19 protein-coding genes are annotated in these 23,742 nt (G+C 45.6%); 17 read left to right on the forward strand and 2 right to left on the reverse strand.

What is annotated here, in order from left to right; translation table 11 throughout:
- Nucleotides 1–65 precede the first annotated feature (65 nt).
- From H8704_RS09800 to H8704_RS09820, 5 genes are all read left to right on the forward strand, one after another.
- Nucleotides 66–773, forward strand: coding sequence for an acyl-[acyl-carrier-protein] thioesterase (locus H8704_RS09800; RefSeq protein WP_249298157.1), 708 nt, complete (start codon nt 66–68; stop codon nt 771–773).
- Between the two features lie 120 nt (nt 774–893).
- Entirely contained in the window at nt 894–1,949 is a 1,056-nt protein-coding gene (locus H8704_RS09805) for a hypothetical protein (RefSeq protein WP_249298158.1), read from the forward strand.
- A 117-nt stretch (nt 1,950–2,066) separates the two neighbouring features.
- Nucleotides 2,067–2,777: a hypothetical protein gene (locus H8704_RS09810; RefSeq protein ID WP_249298159.1), complete on the forward strand. Its 711-nt coding sequence runs from the start codon at nt 2,067–2,069 to the stop codon at nt 2,775–2,777.
- Nucleotides 2,778–2,921: 144 nt separating this feature from the next.
- Nucleotides 2,922–4,301, forward strand: a complete 1,380-nt coding sequence (locus tag H8704_RS09815) for an RNA-binding domain-containing protein (RefSeq protein WP_249298161.1) — start codon at nt 2,922–2,924, stop codon at nt 4,299–4,301.
- Nucleotides 4,302–4,714: 413 nt separating this feature from the next.
- The gene (locus tag H8704_RS09820) at nt 4,715–5,935 is read left to right on the forward strand and encodes a hypothetical protein (RefSeq protein ID WP_249298162.1); all 1,221 of its coding nucleotides are present in this window, start codon (nt 4,715–4,717) and stop codon (nt 5,933–5,935) included.
- Between the two features lie 95 nt (nt 5,936–6,030).
- On the opposite strand, the gene H8704_RS09825 is transcribed toward H8704_RS09820, so the two are convergent.
- On the reverse strand, nt 6,031–7,629 hold the full coding sequence (locus H8704_RS09825) for a peptide chain release factor 3 (protein ID WP_249298163.1): 1,599 nt from the start codon (nt 7,627–7,629) through the stop codon (nt 6,031–6,033).
- 215 nt (nt 7,630–7,844) lie between these two features.
- Between H8704_RS09825 and H8704_RS09830 the strand changes: the two genes are divergently transcribed.
- The 10 genes from H8704_RS09830 to H8704_RS09875 all read left to right on the forward strand — a co-directional run bounded on the left by H8704_RS09830 (nt 7,845) and on the right by H8704_RS09875 (nt 17,175).
- A complete protein-coding gene (locus tag H8704_RS09830) occupies nt 7,845–8,636 on the forward strand; it encodes an N-acetylmuramoyl-L-alanine amidase (protein WP_249298164.1) in 792 nt (263 codons plus the stop codon).
- Nucleotides 8,637–8,822: 186 nt separating this feature from the next.
- Nucleotides 8,823–9,320: a ribosome maturation factor RimP gene (locus tag H8704_RS09835; protein ID WP_249298165.1), complete on the forward strand. Its 498-nt coding sequence runs from the start codon at nt 8,823–8,825 to the stop codon at nt 9,318–9,320.
- A 42-nt stretch (nt 9,321–9,362) separates the two neighbouring features.
- On the forward strand, nt 9,363–10,427 hold the full coding sequence (gene nusA, locus H8704_RS09840) for a transcription termination factor NusA (protein ID WP_022465825.1): 1,065 nt from the start codon (nt 9,363–9,365) through the stop codon (nt 10,425–10,427).
- Between the two features lie 20 nt (nt 10,428–10,447).
- Nucleotides 10,448–10,741 carry an RNase P modulator RnpM gene (gene rnpM / locus H8704_RS09845; protein ID WP_022465826.1) on the forward strand — a complete coding sequence of 98 codons (294 nt, stop codon included), beginning with the start codon at nt 10,448–10,450 and terminating at the stop codon, nt 10,739–10,741.
- Nucleotides 10,728–11,030, forward strand: coding sequence for a L7Ae/L30e/S12e/Gadd45 family ribosomal protein (locus tag H8704_RS09850; protein ID WP_022465827.1), 303 nt, complete (start codon nt 10,728–10,730; stop codon nt 11,028–11,030). Before rnpM ends, H8704_RS09850 begins: the two co-directional genes overlap by 14 nt.
- A gap of 16 nt (nt 11,031–11,046) precedes the next feature.
- On the forward strand, nt 11,047–13,899 hold the full coding sequence (infB, locus tag H8704_RS09855) for a translation initiation factor IF-2 (protein ID WP_249298166.1): 2,853 nt from the start codon (nt 11,047–11,049) through the stop codon (nt 13,897–13,899).
- A gap of 39 nt (nt 13,900–13,938) precedes the next feature.
- Entirely contained in the window at nt 13,939–14,301 is a 363-nt protein-coding gene (rbfA, locus tag H8704_RS09860) for a 30S ribosome-binding factor RbfA (protein WP_022465829.1), read from the forward strand.
- Nucleotides 14,302–14,323: 22 nt separating this feature from the next.
- Complete coding sequence (locus H8704_RS09865; protein WP_249298167.1) at nt 14,324–15,274, forward strand: DHH family phosphoesterase; 951 nt, start codon at nt 14,324–14,326, stop codon at nt 15,272–15,274.
- A 65-nt stretch (nt 15,275–15,339) separates the two neighbouring features.
- Nucleotides 15,340–16,260: a tRNA pseudouridine(55) synthase TruB gene (truB, locus tag H8704_RS09870; protein WP_249298168.1), complete on the forward strand. Its 921-nt coding sequence runs from the start codon at nt 15,340–15,342 to the stop codon at nt 16,258–16,260.
- Between the two features lie 24 nt (nt 16,261–16,284).
- Nucleotides 16,285–17,175, forward strand: coding sequence for a bifunctional riboflavin kinase/FAD synthetase (locus H8704_RS09875; RefSeq protein ID WP_249298169.1), 891 nt, complete (start codon nt 16,285–16,287; stop codon nt 17,173–17,175).
- Here H8704_RS09875 and pdxR read toward each other — a convergent pair.
- Nucleotides 17,121–18,581: a MocR-like pyridoxine biosynthesis transcription factor PdxR gene (pdxR, locus tag H8704_RS09880; RefSeq protein WP_249298170.1), complete on the reverse strand. Its 1,461-nt coding sequence runs from the start codon at nt 18,579–18,581 to the stop codon at nt 17,121–17,123. The two genes, H8704_RS09875 and pdxR, sit on opposite strands and share 55 nt — an antisense overlap.
- 236 nt (nt 18,582–18,817) lie before the next feature.
- Here pdxR and H8704_RS09885 point away from each other — a divergent pair, with 236 nt between their 5' ends.
- The gene (locus tag H8704_RS09885; protein ID WP_249298171.1) at nt 18,818–20,545 is read left to right on the forward strand and encodes a Na/Pi cotransporter family protein; all 1,728 of its coding nucleotides are present in this window, start codon (nt 18,818–18,820) and stop codon (nt 20,543–20,545) included.
- Nucleotides 20,546–20,927: 382 nt separating this feature from the next.
- Nucleotides 20,928–23,582, forward strand: coding sequence for an alanine--tRNA ligase (gene alaS / locus H8704_RS09890; RefSeq protein ID WP_249298172.1), 2,655 nt, complete (start codon nt 20,928–20,930; stop codon nt 23,580–23,582).
- Nucleotides 23,583–23,742: the final 160 nt, after the last annotated feature.

Here is a 23,742-nt window from a genome sequence, read left to right on the forward strand (position 1 = left end):
AGAAAGGAGTTTCCAAAGGATGGAGGCTCCTTTTTTCTTTTAGAAATATAGAAATGGGGATTCATATGTATTCATTTGAAAGCAGAGTAAGATATAGTGAATTGGCAGAAAATGGCAGGCTGAGTCTGGATGGAATCGTGAATTATCTGCAGGACTGCACCTGCTTTGAGTCGGAAAAGCTGGGAGTAGGGATGGAGACCACTTACAGCAGGGAGCGGATGTGGGTTTTAAATTTCTGGCAGATCGTGGTTGACCGCTATCCGAAGCTGGGAGAGCAGATCCGGATCACCACACAGGCATGCGGCAGCGAGAAGATGTTTGGTTATCGTAATTTTATGATCCACGATGAAGCGGGGGATATGGTAGTGAAGGCATATTCCATATGGAGTCTTCTGGATATGAAAAAGGGCAGACCATGTATGGTGCAGCCGGAGGATATTGAGCTTTATGGAATCGAGGAGCCTCTTCCTATGGAAAAGGTTTCCCGCAAGATTGCGGTTCCCAAGGAAGGGGGACAGCAGCAAAAAGGTTTTCAGGTACAGGAGTATCATCTGGACACAAATCATCATGTAAATAATGGTCAGTATGTCCGCATGGCAACGGCATATCTGCCGGATGATTTTCCGGTCAGGGAGATGCGGGCAGAGTACCGTCGTCAGGCAAAGCTGGGGGATATGATCCAGCCAATGCGTAATGAGATGGAGGACGGGTATCTGGTGGTATTGCAGGATCCGGAGGGCCAGGTCTATTGTGTGGTACGGTTTATCCGGTGAGGGATGTGAAGACTTTGTGAAAGAATGCCGGAAAACTTGAGTTTTGATATGGTGTATGCTACCATAGAAAAGATGAAATATGTGTATAAATACATAGAATAATAAGAGGAGGACGTAATTATGTGGTGTCCAAAATGTAAGACAGAATACAGAGATGGGATCACCGTCTGTGCAGACTGTGGAACTCCGTTGGTAGAAGGAACGGCAGAGGAGTTTGAGACGGTTGATATCTGCAATCTGAAGGATGAGAAGATGGCAGACCGTTTTGTTGGTTATCTGGAGTATTCCAAGGTGAAAGGTGCAGTTAAGCAGTACGATGAGGAGACAGAGAGCTATAAAGTGACAGTTCCGGAAAAGATGGCAAAGAAAGCAGAACGCCTTTTTGAGGGATTTCTGACTGCAGCCGAGGAGGATCTGGAGCAGGAAAAGGAAAGAAAACGTCTGGAAGCAGAGCAGAAAACATCGGGTGAGCAGGAGAATGATACAGAAGATCAGGAAACTGCATCCGGCGAGGATGTGGACAGTCCGGAGGAAGAGAATTCGGAAGAAGCGTCTGATGAAGCAGAGGAGTATGACTGGGATGCCGAGGAGGATTCGGCAGATCCAAATTATAATCCATTTGCCGAGGATCATGGTGATATTGATCTGGGAGACGCCGAGGATGAGGATGATACTGCCAGAGATATTTTGTACGAGTCTGCCAAAGAGTATGTGAAGAAGGAAGATGCGTACAAGGATATGTTGTTTTCCGGTCTTACATTTATTATATTCGGTATCATTGGAGAGGCATATCTGCTGTTATGCAAATTAGATGTGATTCCGATCAATTATAATATTGTTGTGCTGAGTGGTCTGGCAATTATGTTCCTGTTGTTCCTGATCGGCGGTGTGGTATCTGTTGTAAAATCAGCCCGGATCAAGACAGAAATTCCGGTGGAGCAGGAAAAGACCCGCAGGATCAAGGAGTGGATGGCAGAGAACCTGACACAGGAGATCGTGCAGAAATGGGAGAATCCAGAGGTATCCCAGGCGGAGAATGATCTGGTGATCATGGCACATATCCGCAGTGATCTGATGAAGCAGTATCCGGAGGAGGAGGCTGCCTATCTGGAAATGATCGCAGAGGAGTATTTTACCGAGCATATCCAGACAGACGAGGATGCAACGGAAGAATAGAACGGGCATAGGGTGGATGTTTAATAAAATTATATTTTGTGATGCTTGAGAAAGAGAACATGAATTTCTGATCAGTGAAATATCAGGATTCATGTTCTTTTTTTGGGGAGGGGTCTGGTGAAAAAGATAAGAAAGACATTTTATTATTTTATTTGGATTGTATATCCGTTATTGTTACTGGACATGTTTCGTTTGACAATACTCCGGGAAAGACACAATGGAGTCGTTTACGACGAAAAAATAATGAACGGAGTAAAGATATTTGGCTGGTGCATTCGAAATGCTGCTTCGAATCCTTTCGTACTGGCACTGGTGATTTCATTAGGAGTTATATGCTTCATAGATATTCTTTTACTTGTTCTGGGGATTGCAGATGCGGTTGCTTTATGGAAATCTGACAAAAGTCGTAAATATACAGGATGTATCCGGGGATGGGGAGCCGTTTTCTATTTTTTGATGATTGCGGTATCGACCCGGTGCCTTCGTCACATATATTCCGGCGGCGGAGATATATTTACATATTATCCGGGGGAATGGTATGGAGTTGCGGTACTTTCCGGTATCTTACTTCTTGCATTATATACGCTTGCTTGTTCTGCCGGAAATAACCAGAGGGTAACCGGAGGAACGACAGGCTTTTTGAAAATCCGGTTATTTTGCGGCATTTTGTTGGTTGCGGCAGTATTGTGGTTTTATGTGGGATGGATCAAGGGCAGTGGACAGGATGACGGTTATATGCTGCAGTATATGTTTGGAGGATACAAATTAACCGAATATTCTATCTGGAGTGTTATCTTGAAATATATGCTATCTTTGGTATTTTCCTGAAATGTGCAGCTCCTTTTTCTTGTAAAAATATAAGTTACAGAAAATTATCGCGGAAGGATATTTTTTATTTTTATTCCCAACTTTATTCCCAACATGTTATAATTAGTTCAGTTGGGAATAAAAGTTGGGTAAAGGAGCATACTAATGGATATTAAACAAATTGTTTTAGATTTATGTGCCTTAAATGATGAACAGGAATGGTTTGAATTTAAGGAGAACTGGTTTCAGCCTGAAGTGTTAGGTGAATATGTATCTGCCCTGTCAAATGCAGCAGCATTTCATTATAAAAAAAATGCCTTTTTCATTTGGGGTGTAAATGATGTCACTCATGAAATTGTAGGAACAACTTTTAATCAGTATTGTGATTATAATAAGGAACCGTATCAGAATTATCTTGCAAGAAACTTATCTCCGAGTATCAATTTCAAATTTAAAGAAACTGAAATTTCTAGAAAGAGAGTTGTAGTTTTAGTAATTCCGGCGGCTACTGAGATTCCTACAGCGTTTAAAGAAAAGAGGTTTTTAAGAATCGGATCGTCAAAATGTAATATCAAGGATTACCCTAAGAGAGAAATTGAACTTTTCAAAATACTGGATGGAAGAACAGAAACGATAGAAACAGTACCGGCAAAATACCAGGAACTTACATTTCAAAAAATATTTGGATATTACGGTTCCAAAGGTATTGTTCTAAATCAAAAGACATTCATTAAGAATCTAGGGCTAAAAACAGAAGAAGGCGAGTTTAATATGTTAGCGCAGCTTCTGTCGGATAATTCTCATTTTCCGCTTCGTGTATCCATTTTTGATGGAGAAACAAAAGGCTCTAATCTTTTTTCTGTACGTGAATTTGGTAATGACTGCTTATTATACAGTTTAGATGAGCTATTGCGTTATGGAGATGTATTGAACCTGATTCAGGTGGATGAGACAGACAGGGTCGTTGAGCGAAAAGAGGTTCCGTTATTTGATAACAAGGCATTTCGTGAGGCTATCATAAATGCTGTCCTGCACAATAAATGGGTGGAAGGAAATGAACCAATGATTTCGGTATTTTCCGACAGGATAGAGATACTATCAAGGGGAACACTTGCTCCGGCACAGACTATGGAGGGATTTTTCCTAGGAGAATCAATTCCTGTAAACGAAAAATTGTCAGAGATATTTCTTCAACTGCATATAAGTGAGAAATCTGGACGAGGAGTTCCTAAGATTACGGAAATGTACGGGAAAGATGCATTTTCATTTAGAGAGAATTCGATTGTTGTAACGATTCCATTTGAGAGAATAAATAAGGTTGGGAATAAAGTTGGGAAAAAGGTTGGGGATAAAAGGCCATTAAATTCAAGAAGGCAAAAAATTATTTCAGAAATGAGGGACAACCCGAATATTACAACTGCAGAACTTCATAACATATTAGGTGTGAGTGAGACCGCAGTGGAAAAGAATATATCATTTTTAAGAGACAATGGTTATATAGAGAGAGTTGGTTCAAAAAAGACAGGGTACTGGAAAGTATTGTAGGTGCTGTGAAATAATAAAACGAAGATAAGTTGTAATTGGATGACAAAAGAAAATTTGAGGTTCATTTGTTTCATCCAACCGGGAATCCGGGGATGGCAGATATGATATTCAGTTGAAACCGGAGAGAAAAGATTTGCCGGGAATTTTGATTGAACTAAAGGCATCAAAGGGCTGTAGTCAGGAACAGCTTAAGAAGCAGTGGAAAAAAAGTCGAGATATCTGTTGAGTGAATGATGCAAAATCAGGTTTGTATGGAATTGTTCTAAAAAAATCTGGAAAAATGGCACAATATACGTTATACTAAAATAGTAATAAAATTAACAGTATTTTAATTTTAATGCTAATCTCAAATGCGTGATGTAACGTAATAATAAGGAGGGAAAATATGAAGTGGAAAAGATTGAAAGGGAAAATTGTATCATTTATGTATGCTGATTTTTGCTCTGCTCATAACAGGAGCAAATCTGCCGGCAGGCAGTGCGGATGCTCAGACGGCAGATACGACATCTGATGTGGAAAAGCTTGTATTTGAATTTACAGCAGCCGGGGAGAATGATGGTCATGATGGAGATACTAATGAGGGAATCGTGACAAAGCTCAACGGCGAGGTTGTTGATTTTTATGGTCATGATGGTGATGAAGCGGTGGATGAGAATAACACCAGCACCAGTAGCAGAACCTTTTTCCCAATGAAAATTGCTAATCAGATTGCTAAAATGAAAAGACCTGTATATAAGGTGACATCTCTTACGGAAGGTGCTACATTGAAGTTTTGGGATTTCCGTTGGGATGGCTTGATTGTAGATGGGGATACAGAGGGGGCTATCAATGGTGCTACCCTAAAGGATGGTATATTTACTTATTACAATATTAAAGGTACTGACGTAAATAAAAAGGATTATATTCTTGGCGAGACAGAGATCGGTATTGATCTTTCCGCTGAGTATGAGGATGGAGAGACACCGGAGCCACCAGCATGGAATGGAAATACCTTTTTAGGATTTGGTCTTGATTTCGGTGCAAGTGCCACCATTGAGATTTATGATGCAGGAGAAGACATAGAAGCCAGTCAATTTCCTGAGACTACAGCATCAGTCACGAAGGCTCCAGGCTATATTCCGGACGGGGAAAAGCTTGTATTTGAATTTACGGCGGCCGGGGAGGATGATGGTCATAATGGATTGATCAATGATAAAATTGTGACAAAGCTCAACAGCGAGGTTGTTGATTTTTATGGTTGCGATGGAGATGACATGAGGGATGATGATGGAAATGCTACTTCCAGCCGTACATTCTTCCCAATGGAAATTACTAATCAGATTGCCAAAATGAAAAGACCTGTATATAAGGTGACATCTCTTACTGACGGTGCTACTCTGAAACTCTGGGATTTCTGCTGGGAGGGTATGTGGACAATCGGTGATCAGACCGGTAACATTAACAACTCATACATTAAAGATGGTGAGTTTCTTGGCACTCAGAAGAGGAATACAGTAGTAATTGACTATAAGCTTGGTGAGACAGAGATCGACATTTCAGGTGAAGGGAAAGAAAAAGGGAAACACAGTGATTTATGTGATCATTGGAGAGAAATCCCGCAAGATAAAAGTAATCTGTCTATAAAGATAAGATGATTTTATGGACGAAGTGAAATATCATTGGAAGTTTATGGCAAAAGAAACGGGATATGCGTACAGCATATCCCGTTTTGTGACTTATAATTACGTAGTTAGTTCTTTTTAAATTCCAGAAGCTCCAGACCCTCATTGTCCTCCAGAACCATCCGGATCATCCAGTCATTGACAAATAAAAGAAGCGGATTGCCCTTCATATCCTTGACAGCTTTGACGTTGTTCATACGTTTCAGCTTTGTCACGTCTGTTGTTGGGTCACCAACCCAGCGGATATACTCATATGGGAGGGATTCCAGGCGGATCTCACAGCCATATTCATTTTCCAGACGGTATTTTAATACGTCGAACTGGAGAACGCCAACAACACCTACGATGATCTCAGACATTCCGGCTGTAAACTCCTGAAAGATCTGGATCGCACCCTCCTGGGCAATCTGGGTGATTCCCTTGACAAACTGCTTTCTCTTCATGGAATTGAGCTGTACCACGCGGCAGAAATGCTCCGGCGCGAAGGTCGGGATTCCCTCATATTCAAACTTGCTGCCCGGCATAGTGATCGTGTCACCGATGGAGAAAATACCCGGATCAAATACACCGATCACATCTCCGGCGTATGCCTCGGAGATGACCTGACGGTCCTGTGCCATGATCTGCTGAGGCTGGGAAAGCTTTAATTTGCGGCCGCTCTGTACATGGTAGACATCATGGTCCGCCTCAAACTTACCGGAGCAGATTCGCATAAATGCAATACGGTCCCGATGCGCCTTGTTCATATTGGCCTGAATCTTAAAGACAAAGGCTGAGAATGGAGAAGTGACCGGGTCGATATCGCCCTCATTGGAGTGGCGTGGCAGAGGCGGTGTGGTCATCTGCAGGAAATAATTCAGAAAGGTTTCCACACCAAAAGTGGTCAGAGCAGATCCGAAAAATACAGGAGAAAGCTCACCGTTCTGTACTTGCTCCAGATCCAGCGGATCGCTGGCACCATCAAGAAGCTCGATCTCCTCCAGAAGCTGATCGTACAGATCCTCTCCGGCAAGCTCTTTGAGTGCCGGATCATCAATGGCATAATCTGTCTCGGCAGCAGCCTTGGCACCACCGGTGGCAACGGACTGGAAGGAACGGACAGTTTTGGCATCCCTGTCATAAATTCCCTTAAAGCGCTTACCGGAGCCGATCGGCCAGTTGACCGGACAGGTGCGGATGCCCAGTACCGTTTCGATATCGTCCAGAAGTTCGAAAGAATCCCTGGCATCCCGGTCCATTTTGTTGATAAAGGTGAAGATCGGAATATGACGCATAACGCAGACCTTGAACAGCTTGATCGTCTGTGCCTCAACACCCTTGGACGCATCGATCACCATGACCGCAGAATCTGCAGCCATCAGGGTACGGTAGGTATCCTCGGAAAAGTCTTGGTGGCCCGGAGTGTCAAGAATATTGATACAATAATCATTATAATTAAACTGCAAAACGGAAGAAGTAACAGAGATACCACGCTCCTTCTCAATCTCCATCCAGTCCGATACGGCATATTTGGAGTTTGCCTTTCCCTTTACAGAACCGGCAGTATTGATGGCACCTCCGTATAACAGAAACTTCTCGGTCAGTGTCGTCTTTCCGGCATCCGGGTGGGATATGATCGCAAAGGTTCTTCGTTTTTCAATTTGTTTTCTTAAATCATTTTCTGACATTTTATTCTCCATTTCTGAGTAAGTAGTATTTTCGTACTATTCCTCTGAGATATTCAAATTGTTCGATTACAAAATTGTCCAAACATTACGATTATACGATATATTGGGGGGCGTTTCAAGGGAATGTTTGACAATTTCCCGCACCAATTCCTCCCTTCTGCATAGTCATAGTAGGAGAAGACTTCTTATATTAATACAGCAAAGGGAGGAAGACTATGGCAGTGGTAACATTAGATGCCGGCCACGGAGGCTATGACAACGGTGCCTCCTACCAGGGGCGGAGGGAAAAGGACGATAATCTGAACCTGGCACTGGCAGTTGGGAATATTCTGCAAAACAGAGGCGTGGATGTGAGATATACCCGGACCGAGGATGTATATCAGACACCACAGAGGAAGGCGGCGATCGCCAACGAAAACGGATCGGATCTGTTTGTTTCTTTTCACAGAAATTCCAGCCCGTCTCCGAATCAATATTCCGGGGTGCAGACGCTGGTGTATGCGGACAGTGGTCCACGCCGCCTGCTGGCACAGAATATCAATAATGAACTGGAGAAGGTGGGCTTTACTAATCTGGGGATATCGGTCCGGAAGGATCTGCCGGTAATCCGGGAGTCTGATATGCCTGCGGGGCTTGTGGAAGTAGGGTTTATTAATACGGAACGGGACAATGCGCTTTTGGATGCAAAGTTTCCGGAGGTGGCGCAGGCGATTGCGGACGGGATCCTTCAGACGCTGCAGGAAACGGGAAAAGACGTGCGGGCTACCGAAGAGGCAGGGAGCTATACGATTGAGACCGGGATGTTTGCCCATGAGGACAACGCTAAAGATCTGGCGGCTCTGTTGCAGGAGGATGGCTTTGAGTGTTTTATTGACAAAAAAGGTGGATATTATGTAGTGTGCCAGGGAATGTATCCTTCTCTAACAGAGGTTCGCAGAGCCGAACGGACTCTGTATGAAAGTGGCTATGAGACACGGATTGCACCGATTATGGAGGAAAAATCGTAAAAAAATAACGAAATTTGGTAAAAAATACGCAAAACCCCTTGATTTTCCAAGGGTGTAGTGCTATTATCGTCATTGTGATACTGTAAATTATGAAGAGTGGACTGCGCGGTCCACTCTTTCGTTTTGAAACGAGGGCAGTCGTTTATAAGATTATCATGCCCCCGGAGTGGAAAAGAGGTTATGCATTTGACGAAACGTGAGGAGTACGAGACACGGGCTGAGAAAATGCTGGAGCCATTGATGGAAGAAAACGGCTTTGAACTGGTTGACGTGGAGTATGTCAAGGAAGCTGGTCAGTGGTATCTGCGTGCTTATGTGGACAAAGAGGGTGGAATTACCCTTGATGACTGCGAATTGGTAAATCGCGCATGGAGCGATATGATGGATCAGGATGATTTCATATCAGAGGCTTATGTGCTGGAAGTCAGCTCGCCGGGACTGGGGCGTCAGCTCAAAAAGGACAAAGACTTCAAACGGAGCATCGGAGAAGAGGTTGATGTTCATTTTTATCAGGGAAGAAAGCTTCCGGCAGGAAGAAATGGTAAGGAAATTTCCGTAAAGGAGCTTACCGGTGTATTGCTGGCATATACACAGGATACTATTACCCTGGAGACAGAGTTTTCACCTGAGTATGAGATTATGAGGAAAGACATTTCGTCGGTGAAGCTAACCATTAATTTTTAGTGAATACAAGTTTTGAAGACTTATATTTAGGAGGAGATAAAAATGGCTGCAAGAAAGAGTAAATCAACAAAGTCAGACCGCACAGAGCTTATTGAAGCATTAGAGGCGATCGAAAAGGAAAAACAGATCAGCAAGGATATTATTCTCGAAGCAATTGAGAATTCTCTGGTGGCTGCCTGCAAGAATCAGTTTGAGAGCAAGGCGGACAATATCCGTGTATCCATCAACCGCGATACAGGAGAGATCAAGGTATTTGCAGATTATGAGGTGGTTGAGGATGATCTTTTAGAGGATCCGACCACACAGATCGGCAAGACAGAGGCTGCTTTGAAGTATGGCAATGTAGAGGTTGGCGAGACCGTATCTACAGAGGTTATTCCGAAAAACTTCGGCAGAATTGCCGCGCAGAAGGCAAAGCAGGTTGTGGTACAGAAGATCCGCGAGGAAGAGAGAAAGGTGTTATATACACAGTACCTTGAGAAGGAGCGCGAGGTGATCACCGGTATCGTTCAGCGTTACAGTGGCAATAATGTTTGTATTAACCTGGGTAAGGTGGATGCAATCCTGATGGAGAGTGAGCAGGTGCCTGGAGAGCACTTTAAGCCAACGGAGCATATCAAGCTATATGTGGTTGAGGTAAAGGATACCACAAAGGGACCACGTATTACGGTTTCCAGAACACATCCGGAGTTTGTAAAGCGTCTTTTTGAGGAAGAGGTAACAGAGCTTCAGGACGGTATTGTAGAGATCAAGAGCATTGCCAGAGAGGCAGGCTCCAGAACAAAGATCGCAGTATATACCGAGGATCCGAATGTAGATCCGGTGGGTGCATGTGTTGGTATTAACGGAGACCGCGTCAATGCGATCGTAGATGAGCTTCGTGGTGAGAAGATCGATATCATTACCTGGAGTGATGATCCGGCTGTACTGATCGAGAATGCACTGAGTCCGGCAAAGGTTATTTCCGTCACAGCCGATGAGGAGGAAAAGACTGCCAGAGTTATTGTGCCGGAGAATCAGCTTTCCCTTGCGATCGGCAAAGAGGGCCAGAATGCGAGACTTGCAGCAAAGCTGACTGGATACAAGATTGATATTAAGCAGGAATAATCAGAAAAGGAAGTGAGTCCATGGGAGAAAAAAATAGTGTCCGTCCCCGTAAGGTGCCGCTGCGTCAATGCACCGGATGCGGTGAGAGAAAAGAGAAAAAGGAACTGGTACGCATCATAAAAACTCCGGAGGATCAGATTATGATCGATCTGACAGGCAAGAAAAACGGACGTGGTGCATATATATGTAATTCTACGGAATGTCTTCGCCAGGCGCGCAGACGGAAATCACTGGAACGCTCCCTGAAGACGGTTATTCCGGATGAAATATATGAGGAACTGGAAAAGGAGATGGATAACATTGCAGAAGGATAAGGTGTTAAATCTGATCGGATTGGCGCAGAAAGCCGGCAAGGTCGTAAGTGGTGAGTTTATGACGGAGAAGGCGGTAAAGACGGGCGAAGCTGCATTGGTTATCTTAGCGGAGGATGCTTCGGAAAATACGCAAAAGAAATTCCGGAACATGTGTGAGTTTTATAAGGTGCCCCTTCGCATCCATGCTGCAAAAGATTATCTTGGGCATGCCATGGGAAAGGAATTCAGAGCATCACTGGCAGTTGTAGATAATGGTTTTGCACAGGCAATAATGAAGAAAATGGATTAGGAGGTCGTAGTAGTATATGGCAAAGATGAAGATATATGAGATTTCAAGAAGTCTGCAGGGAGCATTTCCTGATCTGAAGAGCAAGGATCTGATCAAGCTTCTTCAGGAAAATGGATTTCAGGTGAAAAGTGCCCAGAGCAGCATCGAGGATGATGCGATCAAATTTCTTCTGAATAAATTTCAGAACAAAAAGGCAGAGCCTGCAAAGGTGGCAGAGGAGCCCGTAAAGGCAGAGCCGGTTGAGAAGAAGGAAACAAAAGAAAAGAAAGAGCCGAAGGAAAAGAAAACGGAGGCTGCGAAGACAGAAGAGAAAACAGAGCAGAAGGCAAAGCCTGTGGAGGAAGCACCGGTGAAGAAAAAGACAGCAGAGAAAGAGACAGAAAAGAAGGAAGCGAAGCCGGAAACTGTTTCAAAAGAACAGAAAGAAGAAAAGAAGGAAGAAGTGAAGAAGGAGGAGCCAAAGAAAGAAGAAAAAGCTCCTGCGGCGCAGAAGGCACCGGAGAAAAAGCCTGCTTCCGAAAATCGTCCATCCCAGGATAACCGCCGTGACAATCGCGATAACCGTGGAAACGGTCAGGGAGGAAGAGACAACCGTGACAATAACCGTGACCGTCGTGACGGTGGACGCCGTGATAACCGCGATAACCGTGGAAATGGCCAGGGAGGAAGAGATAACCGTGACAACCGGAACCGTGGAAATGGCCAGGGCGGCTACAACCGTGACAACCGGAATGGTCAGGGAGGAAGAGATAACCGTGACAACCGGAACCGCGGAAATGGACAGGGCGGCTATAACCGCGACAATCGTGGAAACGGCCAGAACCGTGATAACAGAGGTGGTCAGAACGGCGGACGCCGTGATGGCGGCCGTGGAGGCAATTCCTTCTCCGGTATTGATGCAGTAAAGCCTGAGGTAAAGCAGTCCAGAGCACAGAGAGCCAAGAACGACTCCAGAAGTGCAAAGCAGAGACATGGCAGAGACCGTGACAGAGAAGAGCCGGAGTACAATCCGCTTTACGGACCGGGCGGACGCAAGAATAAAAAGAAGGATCCGAACCGTAAGGGTGCATTTATTAAGCCGGAGCCGGTTGTGAAGCCGGAAGAGCCGGAGGATGGCATTCGCAATATCGTTCTCCCGGAGAAGATGACGATCAAAGAGCTTGCTGACATTATGAAGGTGCAGGCATCTACTGTGATCAAGAATCTTTTTATGCGTGGAGAGGTTGTTACACTGAATCATCAGATCACTTATGAAGAGGCAGAGGAGATTGCACTGGAGTACAACTGCATCGCTGAGATGGAGGAGAAAGTGGATCTTGTTGCAGAGCTTCTTAAGGAGGATGAGGAAGACGAGTCATTGATGAAGAAGAGACCACCGGTTGTCTGCGTTATGGGACACGTTGATCACGGTAAAACATCCCTTCTGGATGCGATCCGTGAGACAAATGTAACCTCCCGCGAAGCAGGTGGAATCACACAGCATATCGGTGCGTATGTCACAGAGATCAATGGAGAGAAGATCACATTCCTGGATACTCCGGGACACGAGGCATTTACTTCTATGCGTATGCGTGGTGCACAGGCTACAGATATTGCAATCCTTGTTGTTGCCGCGGATGATGGTGTTATGCCACAGACCGTAGAAGCGATCAACCATGCAAAGGCAGCAGGTGTACAGATCATTGTAGCAGTGAACAAGATTGATAAGCCAAGTGCCAATGTAGAGCGTGTAAAACAGGAGTTGGTAGAGTATGAGCTTATCGCTGAGGACTGGGGCGGAGATACTGTATTTGTACCGGTTTCCGCACATACCGGCGAAGGTATCGACCAGCTTCTGGAGATGATCATTCTGACAGCAGAGGTAGAGGAGCTTAAGGCAAATCCTGACCGTCTGGCAAGAGGTGTTGTCATTGAGGCGAAGTTAGATAAGGGACGTGGTCCTGTTGCGACAATCCTGGTACAGAAGGGTACTCTTCATGTAGGTGATAACATCGCAGTTGGTGCTGCATATGGTAAGATCCGTGCCATGATGGATGACCGTGGAAGACGTGTGAAAGAAGCACTTCCTTCTACACCTGTAGAGATTCTTGGTCTTCATGATGTTCCGGATGCCGGTGAGATCTTTATGGCAACGGAGAATGATAAAGAAGCACGTAATATTGCAGAGACTTATGTGGCTCAGGGTAGAGAGAAGCTTCTGGATGATACCAAGGCGAAGCTTACGCTGGATGGTTTGTTCTCTCAGATTCAGGCAGGTAATATCAAAGAGCTCAATATCATTGTTAAAGCTGATGTTCAGGGTTCTGTAGAGGCAGTAAAGCAGAGTCTGTTAAAGCTTTCCAATGAAGAGGTGGCAGTCCGTGTGATCCATGCCGGTGTTGGTGCTATCAATGAGTCTGATGTCAGCCTGGCAAGTGCATCCAATGCGATCATTATTGGATTTAATGTACGTCCGGACAATACGGCAAAGGATATTGCAGACCGTGAGAAGGTTGATGTTCGTCTGTATCGTGTCATTTACGATGCGATCGAGGATGTGGAAGCTGCTATGAAGGGTATGCTGGATCCGGAGTACGAGGAGAAAGTCATTGCGCATCTGGAGGTACGTCAGACATTCAAGGCATCCGGTGTTGGTACGATCGCAGGAAGCTATGTTCTGGATGGTAAGATTGAGAGAGGCAGCAAGATTCGGATTACCCGTGAGGGCGAGCTGATCTTTGAGGGTGAGATGGCATCACTGAAGCGTTTCAAGGATGATGTCAAAGAAGTAGCAGCCGGATATGAGTGTGGTATCGTTGCCCAGGATTTCAATGATCTTCAGGAGGGCGACCAGATCGAGGCTTATATTATGGTTGAGGTGCCTAGATAAATTGAAAGAACGCCGGAATAAGGCGGAATGGAGCTATATATGAAAAAAAACAGTATTAAATATTCCCGTATGAACGGGGAGGTACAGAGAGTTCTGAGCAAGATCATTGCTCAGGATATCAAGGATCCGAGAATTCATCCTATGACCTCTGTGATTTCCGTAGAGGTAACTCCGGATCTGAAATTTGCAAAGGTATTTGTAAGTGTTCTTGGAAATGATGAGGACAGAGAGAAGACCCATCAGGGGCTTCTCAGTGCTTCCTCCCATATCCGTTCACAGCTTGCGAAGCAGCTGAATCTCCGTAATACACCGGAGCTTACCTTTGTGATGGATGATTCCATTGAATATGGAATCAATATGTCAAAGAGGATTGACGAATTAAAGAAAGAGGAAGAACAGTAAAAGCAGGAAGGCGGGTTATCAGATGACAGGATTAAGAGAAATTGCACAGGGAGCAAAAACAATTCTTATTGCAGGACATCTCCGCCCGGATGGTGATTGCGTTGGAGCCGCTGCCGCTGCCTATCTGTATCTGAAAAAGATTTATCCGGAGGCACAGATCAGTGCCTATGTAGAAAAGGTTCCTGAGGTGTATCGTTTTCTGGATCCGGAGCATTCGATATTTGTAGAAAAGCTTCCGGAGGGACCGGTGGATCTGTTCTTGTCGCTGGACAGCAGTACTAAAGACCGGCTGGGAGAGGCAGAACGCCTTTTTGATACAGCCGGACGTACTGCATGTATTGATCATCATGTCAGTAATCTGGGGTATGCCAGAGAGAATTTTGTGGAAGCCGGCAGCAGCTCTGCCTGTGAGGTGCTTTACGAACTGATGGAGGAGGAGCTGATCGATACCCGGATCGCAGAGGCGATTTATATTGGTATCATTATGGATACCGGGGTTTTCCGTTATTCCAATACCTCCAAAAAGACGATGGAGATTGCAGGCAGTCTGATGGAAAAGGGAGTTCCGTTTTGGAAATATATTGATGAATGTTTTTATCAGAGAACATATACCCAGACACAGCTTTTGGGCAGAACACTTCTCACAAGTATGCGCCTGATGGATGGCAGGGTGATCGTTGCTACGGTTACCAGAAGAATGCTGGAGTTTTATGGGGCGCAGACGGAGGATATTGAAGGTATCATTGACCAGCTTCGTGTGACGAAGGGTGTAGAGGTGGCACTTCTGCTGCAGGAGATCGATGACCAGCAGTATAAGGTCAGTATGCGTTCCAATACATTTGTAGATGTCAGCAAGATTGCTGTTTATTTTGGTGGGGGCGGTCATGTCAAGGCTGCCGGCTGTACCATGCGGGGGTCACTGCATGATGTAGTTAATAACATTACGGAACATATTGAGTTTCAGATGGAATAGAACTGAAGAGTGTTCCGGATTTGGACGGCACATAAAAGCATGAGTCTCATAGAGGAGAAAACGAGATGGATGGCATTATCAATGTTTATAAGGAAAAGGGGTTTACATCCCATGACGTGGTAGCCAAGCTGCGGGGAATTCTTCATCAGAAAAAAATCGGTCATACAGGCACACTGGATCCGGAGGCGGTCGGTGTGCTTCCGGTTTGTCTGGGGAAAGCAACGAAGGTATGTGATCTTCTGACCAACAAGGACAAAACATACCGGGCAGTATGTCGTCTGGGGGTAAGTACAGACACACAGGATATGACAGGACAGATTCTGCAAAGGGGTGATTTTTCCCGGGTGACACAGGAACGCCTGAAAGAGGTGCTGGAGAGCTTTATTGGAGACCAGCTGCAGGTTCCGCCGATGTATTCGGCACTGAAGATCAACGGCAAAAAGCTCTATGAGCTTGCCCGTGAGGGAAAGACTGTGGAGAGAAAGCCACGTCCCATCCGGATCCATTCAATCAACCTGATCGAATACCGGCAGATGGAGGGATTGTTTACCATGGATGTCACCTGCTCCAAGGGCACATATATCCGGACGCTTTGTCATGATATCGGAGAGAAGCTTGGTTGTTTTGGAGCGATGGAGTCTCTGCAGAGGACACGGGTGGGTGTCTTTACACTGGAAAACGCCTTGACATTGGAGCAGATCGAAGTGTTGATGAAGCAGAATGAGCTGGAGCAGCAGATCCTTTCGGTGGATGCACTTTTTCCGGAATATCCGGCATTTCAGATCAGAGATGAATTTGCGGCGAAGCTCTCCAATGGAAATCCATTGCTGGAGTTCTTTTTACAGGACTATCCGGAAAGAGTCAATACGACCGGCATTCGGGACCTGACGGAAGGACAGGAGTTTCTGGTATATGACGAAAATGGCTGCTTTAAGGCAGTGTACCAAAAAGGGGACAGAGATCTTCGGGTACGCAAGATGTTTTAAAAGCGGTGAAAGGGACAGATTATTATGGAAATCATAAAAGGTCTTGATTTTAAAATAAAAAACAGTGCGGTGTCTCTGGGAAAATTTGATGGTTTTCACCGGGGACATCGCCTTTTGCTGGACAGGATCCTGGAGCATCCGGAGCTTCATGCAACGGTGTTTACCTTTGATGGCATTCTGAAAGGGAAGCAGATTTATCTGGAAGAAGAAAAAAGAAGTCTGCTGGAGCGTCTGGGCGTGGAGCGGGAGGTATTATTTCCGTTCAGCGAGGAAACCAGATCCATGACTCCGGAGACATTTATCCGGGAGATGCTGGTGGAACGGATGGACGCAAAGCTGATCTGCGTCGGAGAGGATTTCCACTTTGGAAAGGAACGGCGGGGAGATGTGGGTATGCTGTCAGAGTATGCGCCGCTGTATGGTTATGAACTCTGTGTATTTCCGAAGATAAAGGAAGACGGAGAGGTGATCAGCAGTACAAGGATCCGCAGAGAGCTTGCCCAGGGAAGAATTGAGAAGGCAAACCGTCTTTTAGGAGATCCTTATTTTGTCCTTGGAGAAGTAGTGCATGGAAATGCACTGGGAAGAACTATTGGAATGCCCACAGCCAATCTGCTTCCGGGAGAACAGAAGCTTTTGCCGGTATATGGTGTTTATGCCACGAGGGTAGAGGTAGAGGGTAAGACATATGGCGGAGTGACCAATGTTGGTGTCAAGCCGACGATTGGTGCAGACCGAGCTAACGTGGAGACAACGTTGTTAGATTTTGAAGGAAATCTGTATGGAAAGCAGATGACGGTTTATTTTCTTGATTTTTTGCGGCCGGAACAGCGGTTTGACAGTCTGGACGAGCTGAAGGCTCAGATATCACGGGATAAGGAAACGGCAGAAAAGATATGGGTGTCCGTCAACTGACGGATGCCTTTTTTGATCTCGTCCTCGTTGAGACCGGCATAGCCAAGCAGGATCGCCTCCTCCGGATGGTCAGGAATATGATCCGGCAGATAATGATCCCGGATGCCATACAGGTGGATCCCATGACAGCGGGCATTTTGGATCAGCTTTGACTCGGAGATATCGTCCGGCAGACAGATTGTGACATGCATTCCGGCGTGCTCGCCTTGAAGCTTTAAATGGTACTTTTGGATCAGTGGCTGCAGGCAGTCAAGCACCAGATCGTGTTTGCTGCGGTAGAGCTTTCGCATACGGTTTACATGCTTTTCAAAATATCCGTCCCGGATAAAACGGGTCAGGATCGCCTGATCCACACGGGATACTGTACAGGAGTAGTGACCGCAGATCAGACGGTACTGTTTCATCAGGTCGGGAGGAAGGATTATGTAGCCCACGCGGATCGCCGGTGCGATTGCTTTAGAAAAGGTACCGATGTAAATAACTCGCCGGCTGTCCATACCCTGCATGGCGGGAATCGGCTTACCACGGTAACGAAACTCGCTGTCATGATCATCCTCAATGATATAACGGTCCGGTGCTGACTTTGCCCAGCCAAGCAGCTCCAGCCGGCGTCCGTATGGCATGACGGCTCCCATAGGAAACTGATGGGATGGTGTGACATAGACAAGGGAGCTGGAAGGAGAGATAGAATCTGTCGTCAGTCCGTTTTTGTCCAGTGTGCCGGGAGAAATGGTCAGCCCATTATTGTGGAAAATATGTGCTGCCTGGGTATAGCCCGGAGATTCCAGCGTGATGTGGATCATTTGGAGAGACCGAAACACCAGTGACAGCATCTGCAGAAGATAATCTACACCGGCACCTATCACGATCTGATCCGGTTTACAGGAAACTTGTCGGGAAAGCCGGACATAGCTGCAGATAGCATCACGCAAAGAGGAATCCCCGTTATTATCTCCCAGTAGAAAAAGGGACTGTTCCTCGGTCAGAACCTGTCTGGAGAGGCGTCTCCAGACAGAAAAAGGAAAATGACTGATATCAATGTGATCCGGATTAAAATCATAAAGAAAGTTTGGGGAATGGGAAGCTGTGACTGACGGAGTGCTTACGGATAATGCGGCAGCTTCTGCAGCCGGTTCTTCCGGCTGATTCCGATAGTCTGCCGGATTGATATCACAGACGTAAAAGCCGCTTTTGGGAGCGGAGTCGATATACCCCTCTGACTGAAGCTGGTAATAGGCTGTATCGATGGTATTTCTGCTGACTCCCAGATTAGCGGCGAGACTGCGGGTTGAGGGCAGCTTGGCAGATGCCGGCAGTTCTCCCTGCAGGATACGCGTCCGGATCTGTTCATAGATCTGATTATAAAGGGGTGTCCCGGAGTCGGGCGTTAAGTGAAATGACAGCATGTTTGTTCCTCCCGAAGATATGTTTAAACGAATGGTATCATATTTTAAAGGGATAATCAAACGATGGAAAATGAAAACGCTGTGTAAAAAATATGTAAAATATGTAAAATCTGCTTGTATCTTTTGTAAGAATCGTTTAACATAGTTAAGGGAAAAATAATGTGTGAAAAAAAATATGTACAGGCCAAAAATAAAATCCATGGCCGGGGAGATTGTACAGAGAGAGAGGTCAAAAGATGAGTGCAGAGTATTCTACAGCGATATTGAATGTCATTGCCGGACTCGGCATGTTCCTTTACGGAATGAAACTGATGGGTGATGGTCTTCAGAAGGTAGCCGGCGACAAGATGCGCGGCATCCTGGAGACATTGACAAAGACGAGGTTTTCCGCGTTGATCGTGGGTATTATCTTTACCGGAGTGATCCAGTCGTCCAATGCAGCAACTGTTATGGTAGTCAGCTTTGTAAATGCCGGTCTGATGAATCTTTCTCAGGCGATCGGTGTGATCTTTGGTGCCAATATCGGCACCACAGTAACCGGCCAGCTTCTGTCTCTGGATATGTCCAAATATGCGCCGGTAATTCTTTTAGTCGGTGTGATCATGGTGATGTTTATGCAGCATCCTATGGTTAAGAAGTTTGGTGAGGTGATCGTAGGCTTCGGTATCCTGTTTATTGGTATGGGAACCATGTCCTCTGCTGTGGGTATCGTCAAGGATGCGCCGCTGGTTACCTCGACACTGGGTCAGTTATCGAATCCGTTTTTATGTGTATTTTTTGGATTTGCAGTTACATCCATTCTGCAGAGTTCGTCAGCGACGGTTGGTATTCTGATCGCTCTCTGTGGACAGGGTGTTGTGGATATACACCATGTATTCTTTATGATCCTTGGATGTAATATCGGAGCCTGTATTTCTGCGGTGCTTACCAGTCTTTCCGGAAACAAGATGGCTAAAAGAGCAGCCTGCCTTCACTTATCCTTTAATGTGCTGGGATCTGTTCTGATGTTTATCGTACTTGTGCTGGGCAGTAATGGCGTGGAGCATCTGCTTCATATTATGACAGAGCATACATGTACACAGCCGGATCAGATGGTGAATGGTGTCAATGTGTTCCTTCAGAGAGAGGTTGCCAATACCCACACCATGTTTAAGGTGGTTCAGGTGGCGGTATTCTTTTTCCTGTCGCCGCTTTTGATCAAGCTGTCCTATATTCTGATCCCGGGAGAGGATCAGGAGGAGGAAGCAGCAAGCACAGCACCGGAGCTTGCTTATATCGGCGGACACAATGTATATAATCCTACCACAGCAGTACCAACCGGTATCTGTGAGATCGTCCGCATGGGGAATATTGCACAGGAAAATATGGAAAAGGCAATGGATGCTTTGCTTCATAAGGATGAAAACCTTATTGCAGAGGTATATCAGACAGAGATCACGATTGATTATCTCAACACGGAGATTACCAATTATCTGGTACAGATCAACACCTTATCTTTGCCGGTGGCAGACCGAAAGATGCTTGGCGGACTGTTCCATGTGGTGAATGATATTGAGCGTATCGGGGATCACGCTGAAAATATAGCAGATTTTGCTAAGACATGTATTGATCAGGAGCTTACTTTCTCTGAGGAAGCCGTGCAGGAGTTGAAGGATATGCTGGATGATACCTGTGAGATCCTGTCACTGGCACTGAATATGTTCAGTCACAACAGTGAGGAGCATTTGCAGGAGATCCTTGATCTGGAAAATGAGATTGATGATATGGAGCGCCAGCTTCAGAACAATCATATTGTTCGTCTGACCAGCGATAAATGCCAGGCACATGCCGGCATGATCTTTACGGATGTGGTATCCGGTCTGGAGCGTATTGCAGATCACTCCACCAATATCGCATTCTCCATTCTGAAGGATGATCCGGAGGCGGATAAAAACCAGGAGCATATCGAGGAAGTGCTGGGATAGTGCAGGAGATTTAAAATTTCTGATATTTTGACTGTCGGATCGGTTGAAATTTAATCTTTACGATACAGGAAACAATGATTGACAGATACAAACCCTTAATTTATAATTATAAATTAGGGGTTTTTTCAAATTTTTATGTTATGTATACATATTGAAAAAACAGTTATTTGTATTCATCCTATTTCAGGGAGTGTACACTAAGGCTTAAACAGCCGGAAAGAGAGGATATTCTACAGAATAATTTTATGTAGAACAATGCTATTTAACATAGCATTTAAGTGAGGTATTTTGCATGATAATGTAGTAAAGTCATGCAACTAAGGTCTTAATGGCCGGAAAGGGAAGGGTCACATAATATGTGTGACCGGAATGGAGGATAAAGATGCAAAAGTATGGAGTGAATGAGCTTCGAAGAATGTATTTACAGTTTTTTGAAAGCAAGGATCATTTGGCGATGAAGAGCTTTTCACTGGTTCCACACAATGATAACAGCCTTTTGCTGATCAATGCGGGTATGGCACCATTGAAGCCGTATTTTACAGGACAGGAGATTCCGCCAAAGCGCAGAGTGACCACCTGTCAGAAATGCGTCCGTACAGGAGATATTGAGAATGTCGGAAAGACAGCACGTCATCTGACATTTTTTGAGATGCTTGGTAACTTCTCCTTCGGAGATTATTTCAAGCATGAGGCGATTGCATGGTCATGGGAGTTCCTGACCAAGGTTATTGGCATGGAGCCGGAGAGATTATATCCGTCCATCTATGGAGAGGACGAGGAGGCATATGATATCTGGACCAAAGAGATCGGTGTGCCGGGAGAGAAGATCACCAGATTTTACCGTGACGAGAACGGAGAATGTGATAACTTCTGGGAGCATGGTGCCGGCCCTTGTGGTCCTTGCTCCGAGATCTACTATGACAGAGGAGAGAAGTACGGCTGTGGCAAACCGGATTGTAAGGTGGGTTGTGACTGTGATCGTTTCATGGAAGTATGGAACAATGTATTTACACAGTTTAACGGAGATGGCCATGGCGGTTATGAGGAGCTTCAGAATAAGAACATTGATACCGGAATGGGTCTGGAGCGTCTGGCTGTTGTAGTACAGGATGTGGATTCCGTTTTTGATATTGATACCATGAAAGCCATCCGTGACCGTATCTGTGATATGGCTCATACACAGTATCAGATAGATGATGAGAAGGATGTTTCCATTCGTCTGATCACAGATCATATCCGTTCTTCTACATTCCTGATCTCTGATGGCGTTATGCCAAGCAACGAGGGACGCGGTTATGTACTTCGGCGTCTGATCCGTCGTGCAGCACGTCACGGCAGAAAGCTCGGCATTGACGGAGCATTCCTCGCAGAGCTGTCTAAGACAGTGATCAGTGAGTCAAAGGACGGTTATCCTGAGCTGGAAGAAAAGAAAGAATTTATCTTAAATGTATTAAATAAAGAAGAAGAGCAGTTCAACAAGACGATCGATCAGGGAATTGCAATCCTGAATGAGATGCAGGAGGCTATGGCTGCCAAGGGCCAGAAGGAGCTTTCCGGTGCCGATGCATTCAAGCTTTATGATACCTATGGATTCCCTCTGGACATCACCACAGAGATCCTGGAGGAGAAGGGCTGTACCGTGGATGAGGAAGGTTTTAAGAAGTTCATGGAGGAGCAGAAGGACAAGGCGCGTAAAGCGAGAAAAGAGACAAACTATATGGGAGCAGAGGAGACGGTTTATCAGCAGATCGATCCGGCGATCACTTCCAAGTTTGTAGGATATCATAATCTGGAGCATGATTCTAAGATCACTGTGCTTACCACAGAGACAGAGCTTGTGGATGCACTCACAGATGGACAGGCAGGTACGGTTATCGTAGAGGAGACTCCGTTCTATGCAACCATGGGTGGTCAGAAAGCGGATGTTGGAACGATCCTTGTGGGAGACAGTGAGTTCGTTGTAGAGGATACCGTTCATTTACAGGGTGGCAAGATCGGTCATATCGGTAAAGTCACAAAGGGCATGATCAAGAAGGGCGATACTGCCACATTAAAGGTATGTTCAAAGAATCGTCTGGATACCGGCAAGAACCACAGTGCAACCCATCTTCTGCAGAAAGCACTTCGTCAGGTGCTTGGCAATCATGTCGAGCAGAAGGGTTCTTATGTGGATGCAGAGAGACTTCGTTTTGATTTCTCTCATTTCTCTGCAATGACACCGGAGGAGATCGCACAGGTCGAGGAAATTGTAAATGACCAGATTTCTGCAAGTCTGGATGTTGTGACTGAGGAGATGACTCTGGAAGAGGCAAAGAATACTGGAGCTATGGCACTCTTTGGGGAGAAGTACGGTGATAAGGTTCGTGTCGTTAAGATGGGTGACTTTAGTACGGAGCTTTGTGGAGGTACTCATGTAGCCAATACCAGTGTGATCGCATCCTTTAAGATTATTTCTGAAAGCGGCGTTGCCGCAGGTGTACGCCGTATTGAGGCGCTGACATCTACAGGACTTATGAAGTATTATGACAATATTGAGAAGGAGCTGAATGCAGCAGCAAAGGCAGCTAAGGCAGAGCCGGAGAAGCTGGAAAAGAAGATCCAGTCTATGCAGGAGGAGATCAGGGCACTCCAGTCAGAGAATGAAAAGCTTAAGACAAAGCTTGCCAATGAGGCAGCCGGTGATGTGGACAGCCAGATTCAGGAAATCGCGGGCGTAAAGGTACTGGCTATGAGTGTACCGGAGGTTGATATGAACGGTCTTCGTACTCTGGGTGACCAGATGAAAGAAAAGATCGGTGAGGGTGTCGTTGTACTGGCCTCTGCTGTAGGCGGGAAGGTATCCCTGCTTGCAATGGCTACCAATGATGCCATGAAGCACGGAGCACATGCCGGCAATCTGATCAAAGCCATTGCTTCCGAAGTTGGAGGAGGCGGCGGTGGACGTCCAAACATGGCACAGGCAGGCGGTAAGAATCCGGCCGGTATTGACAATGCCATTGCCAAGGTAAAGGAAGTCCTGGAGGGCCAGCTGAAATAGTGGCAAACAGTGTATTTTCCGATAAATTGGTAAAATGTTAGAATAACCTTGAAAACTACGGAAATATTTCAAAAAGTAGTTGACGAAATGGAAAAATGTGTTATAATCTATCTTGTGCGTTGATGGGAGAGATCCTGTCGTTAAAAATACCCATACAGTT

Origin of the sequence: Jutongia huaianensis (genome assembly GCF_014384985.1) — a bacterium.
In the GTDB taxonomy this organism is placed as follows: Bacteria; Bacillota; Clostridia; order Lachnospirales; family Lachnospiraceae; genus Jutongia; species Jutongia huaianensis.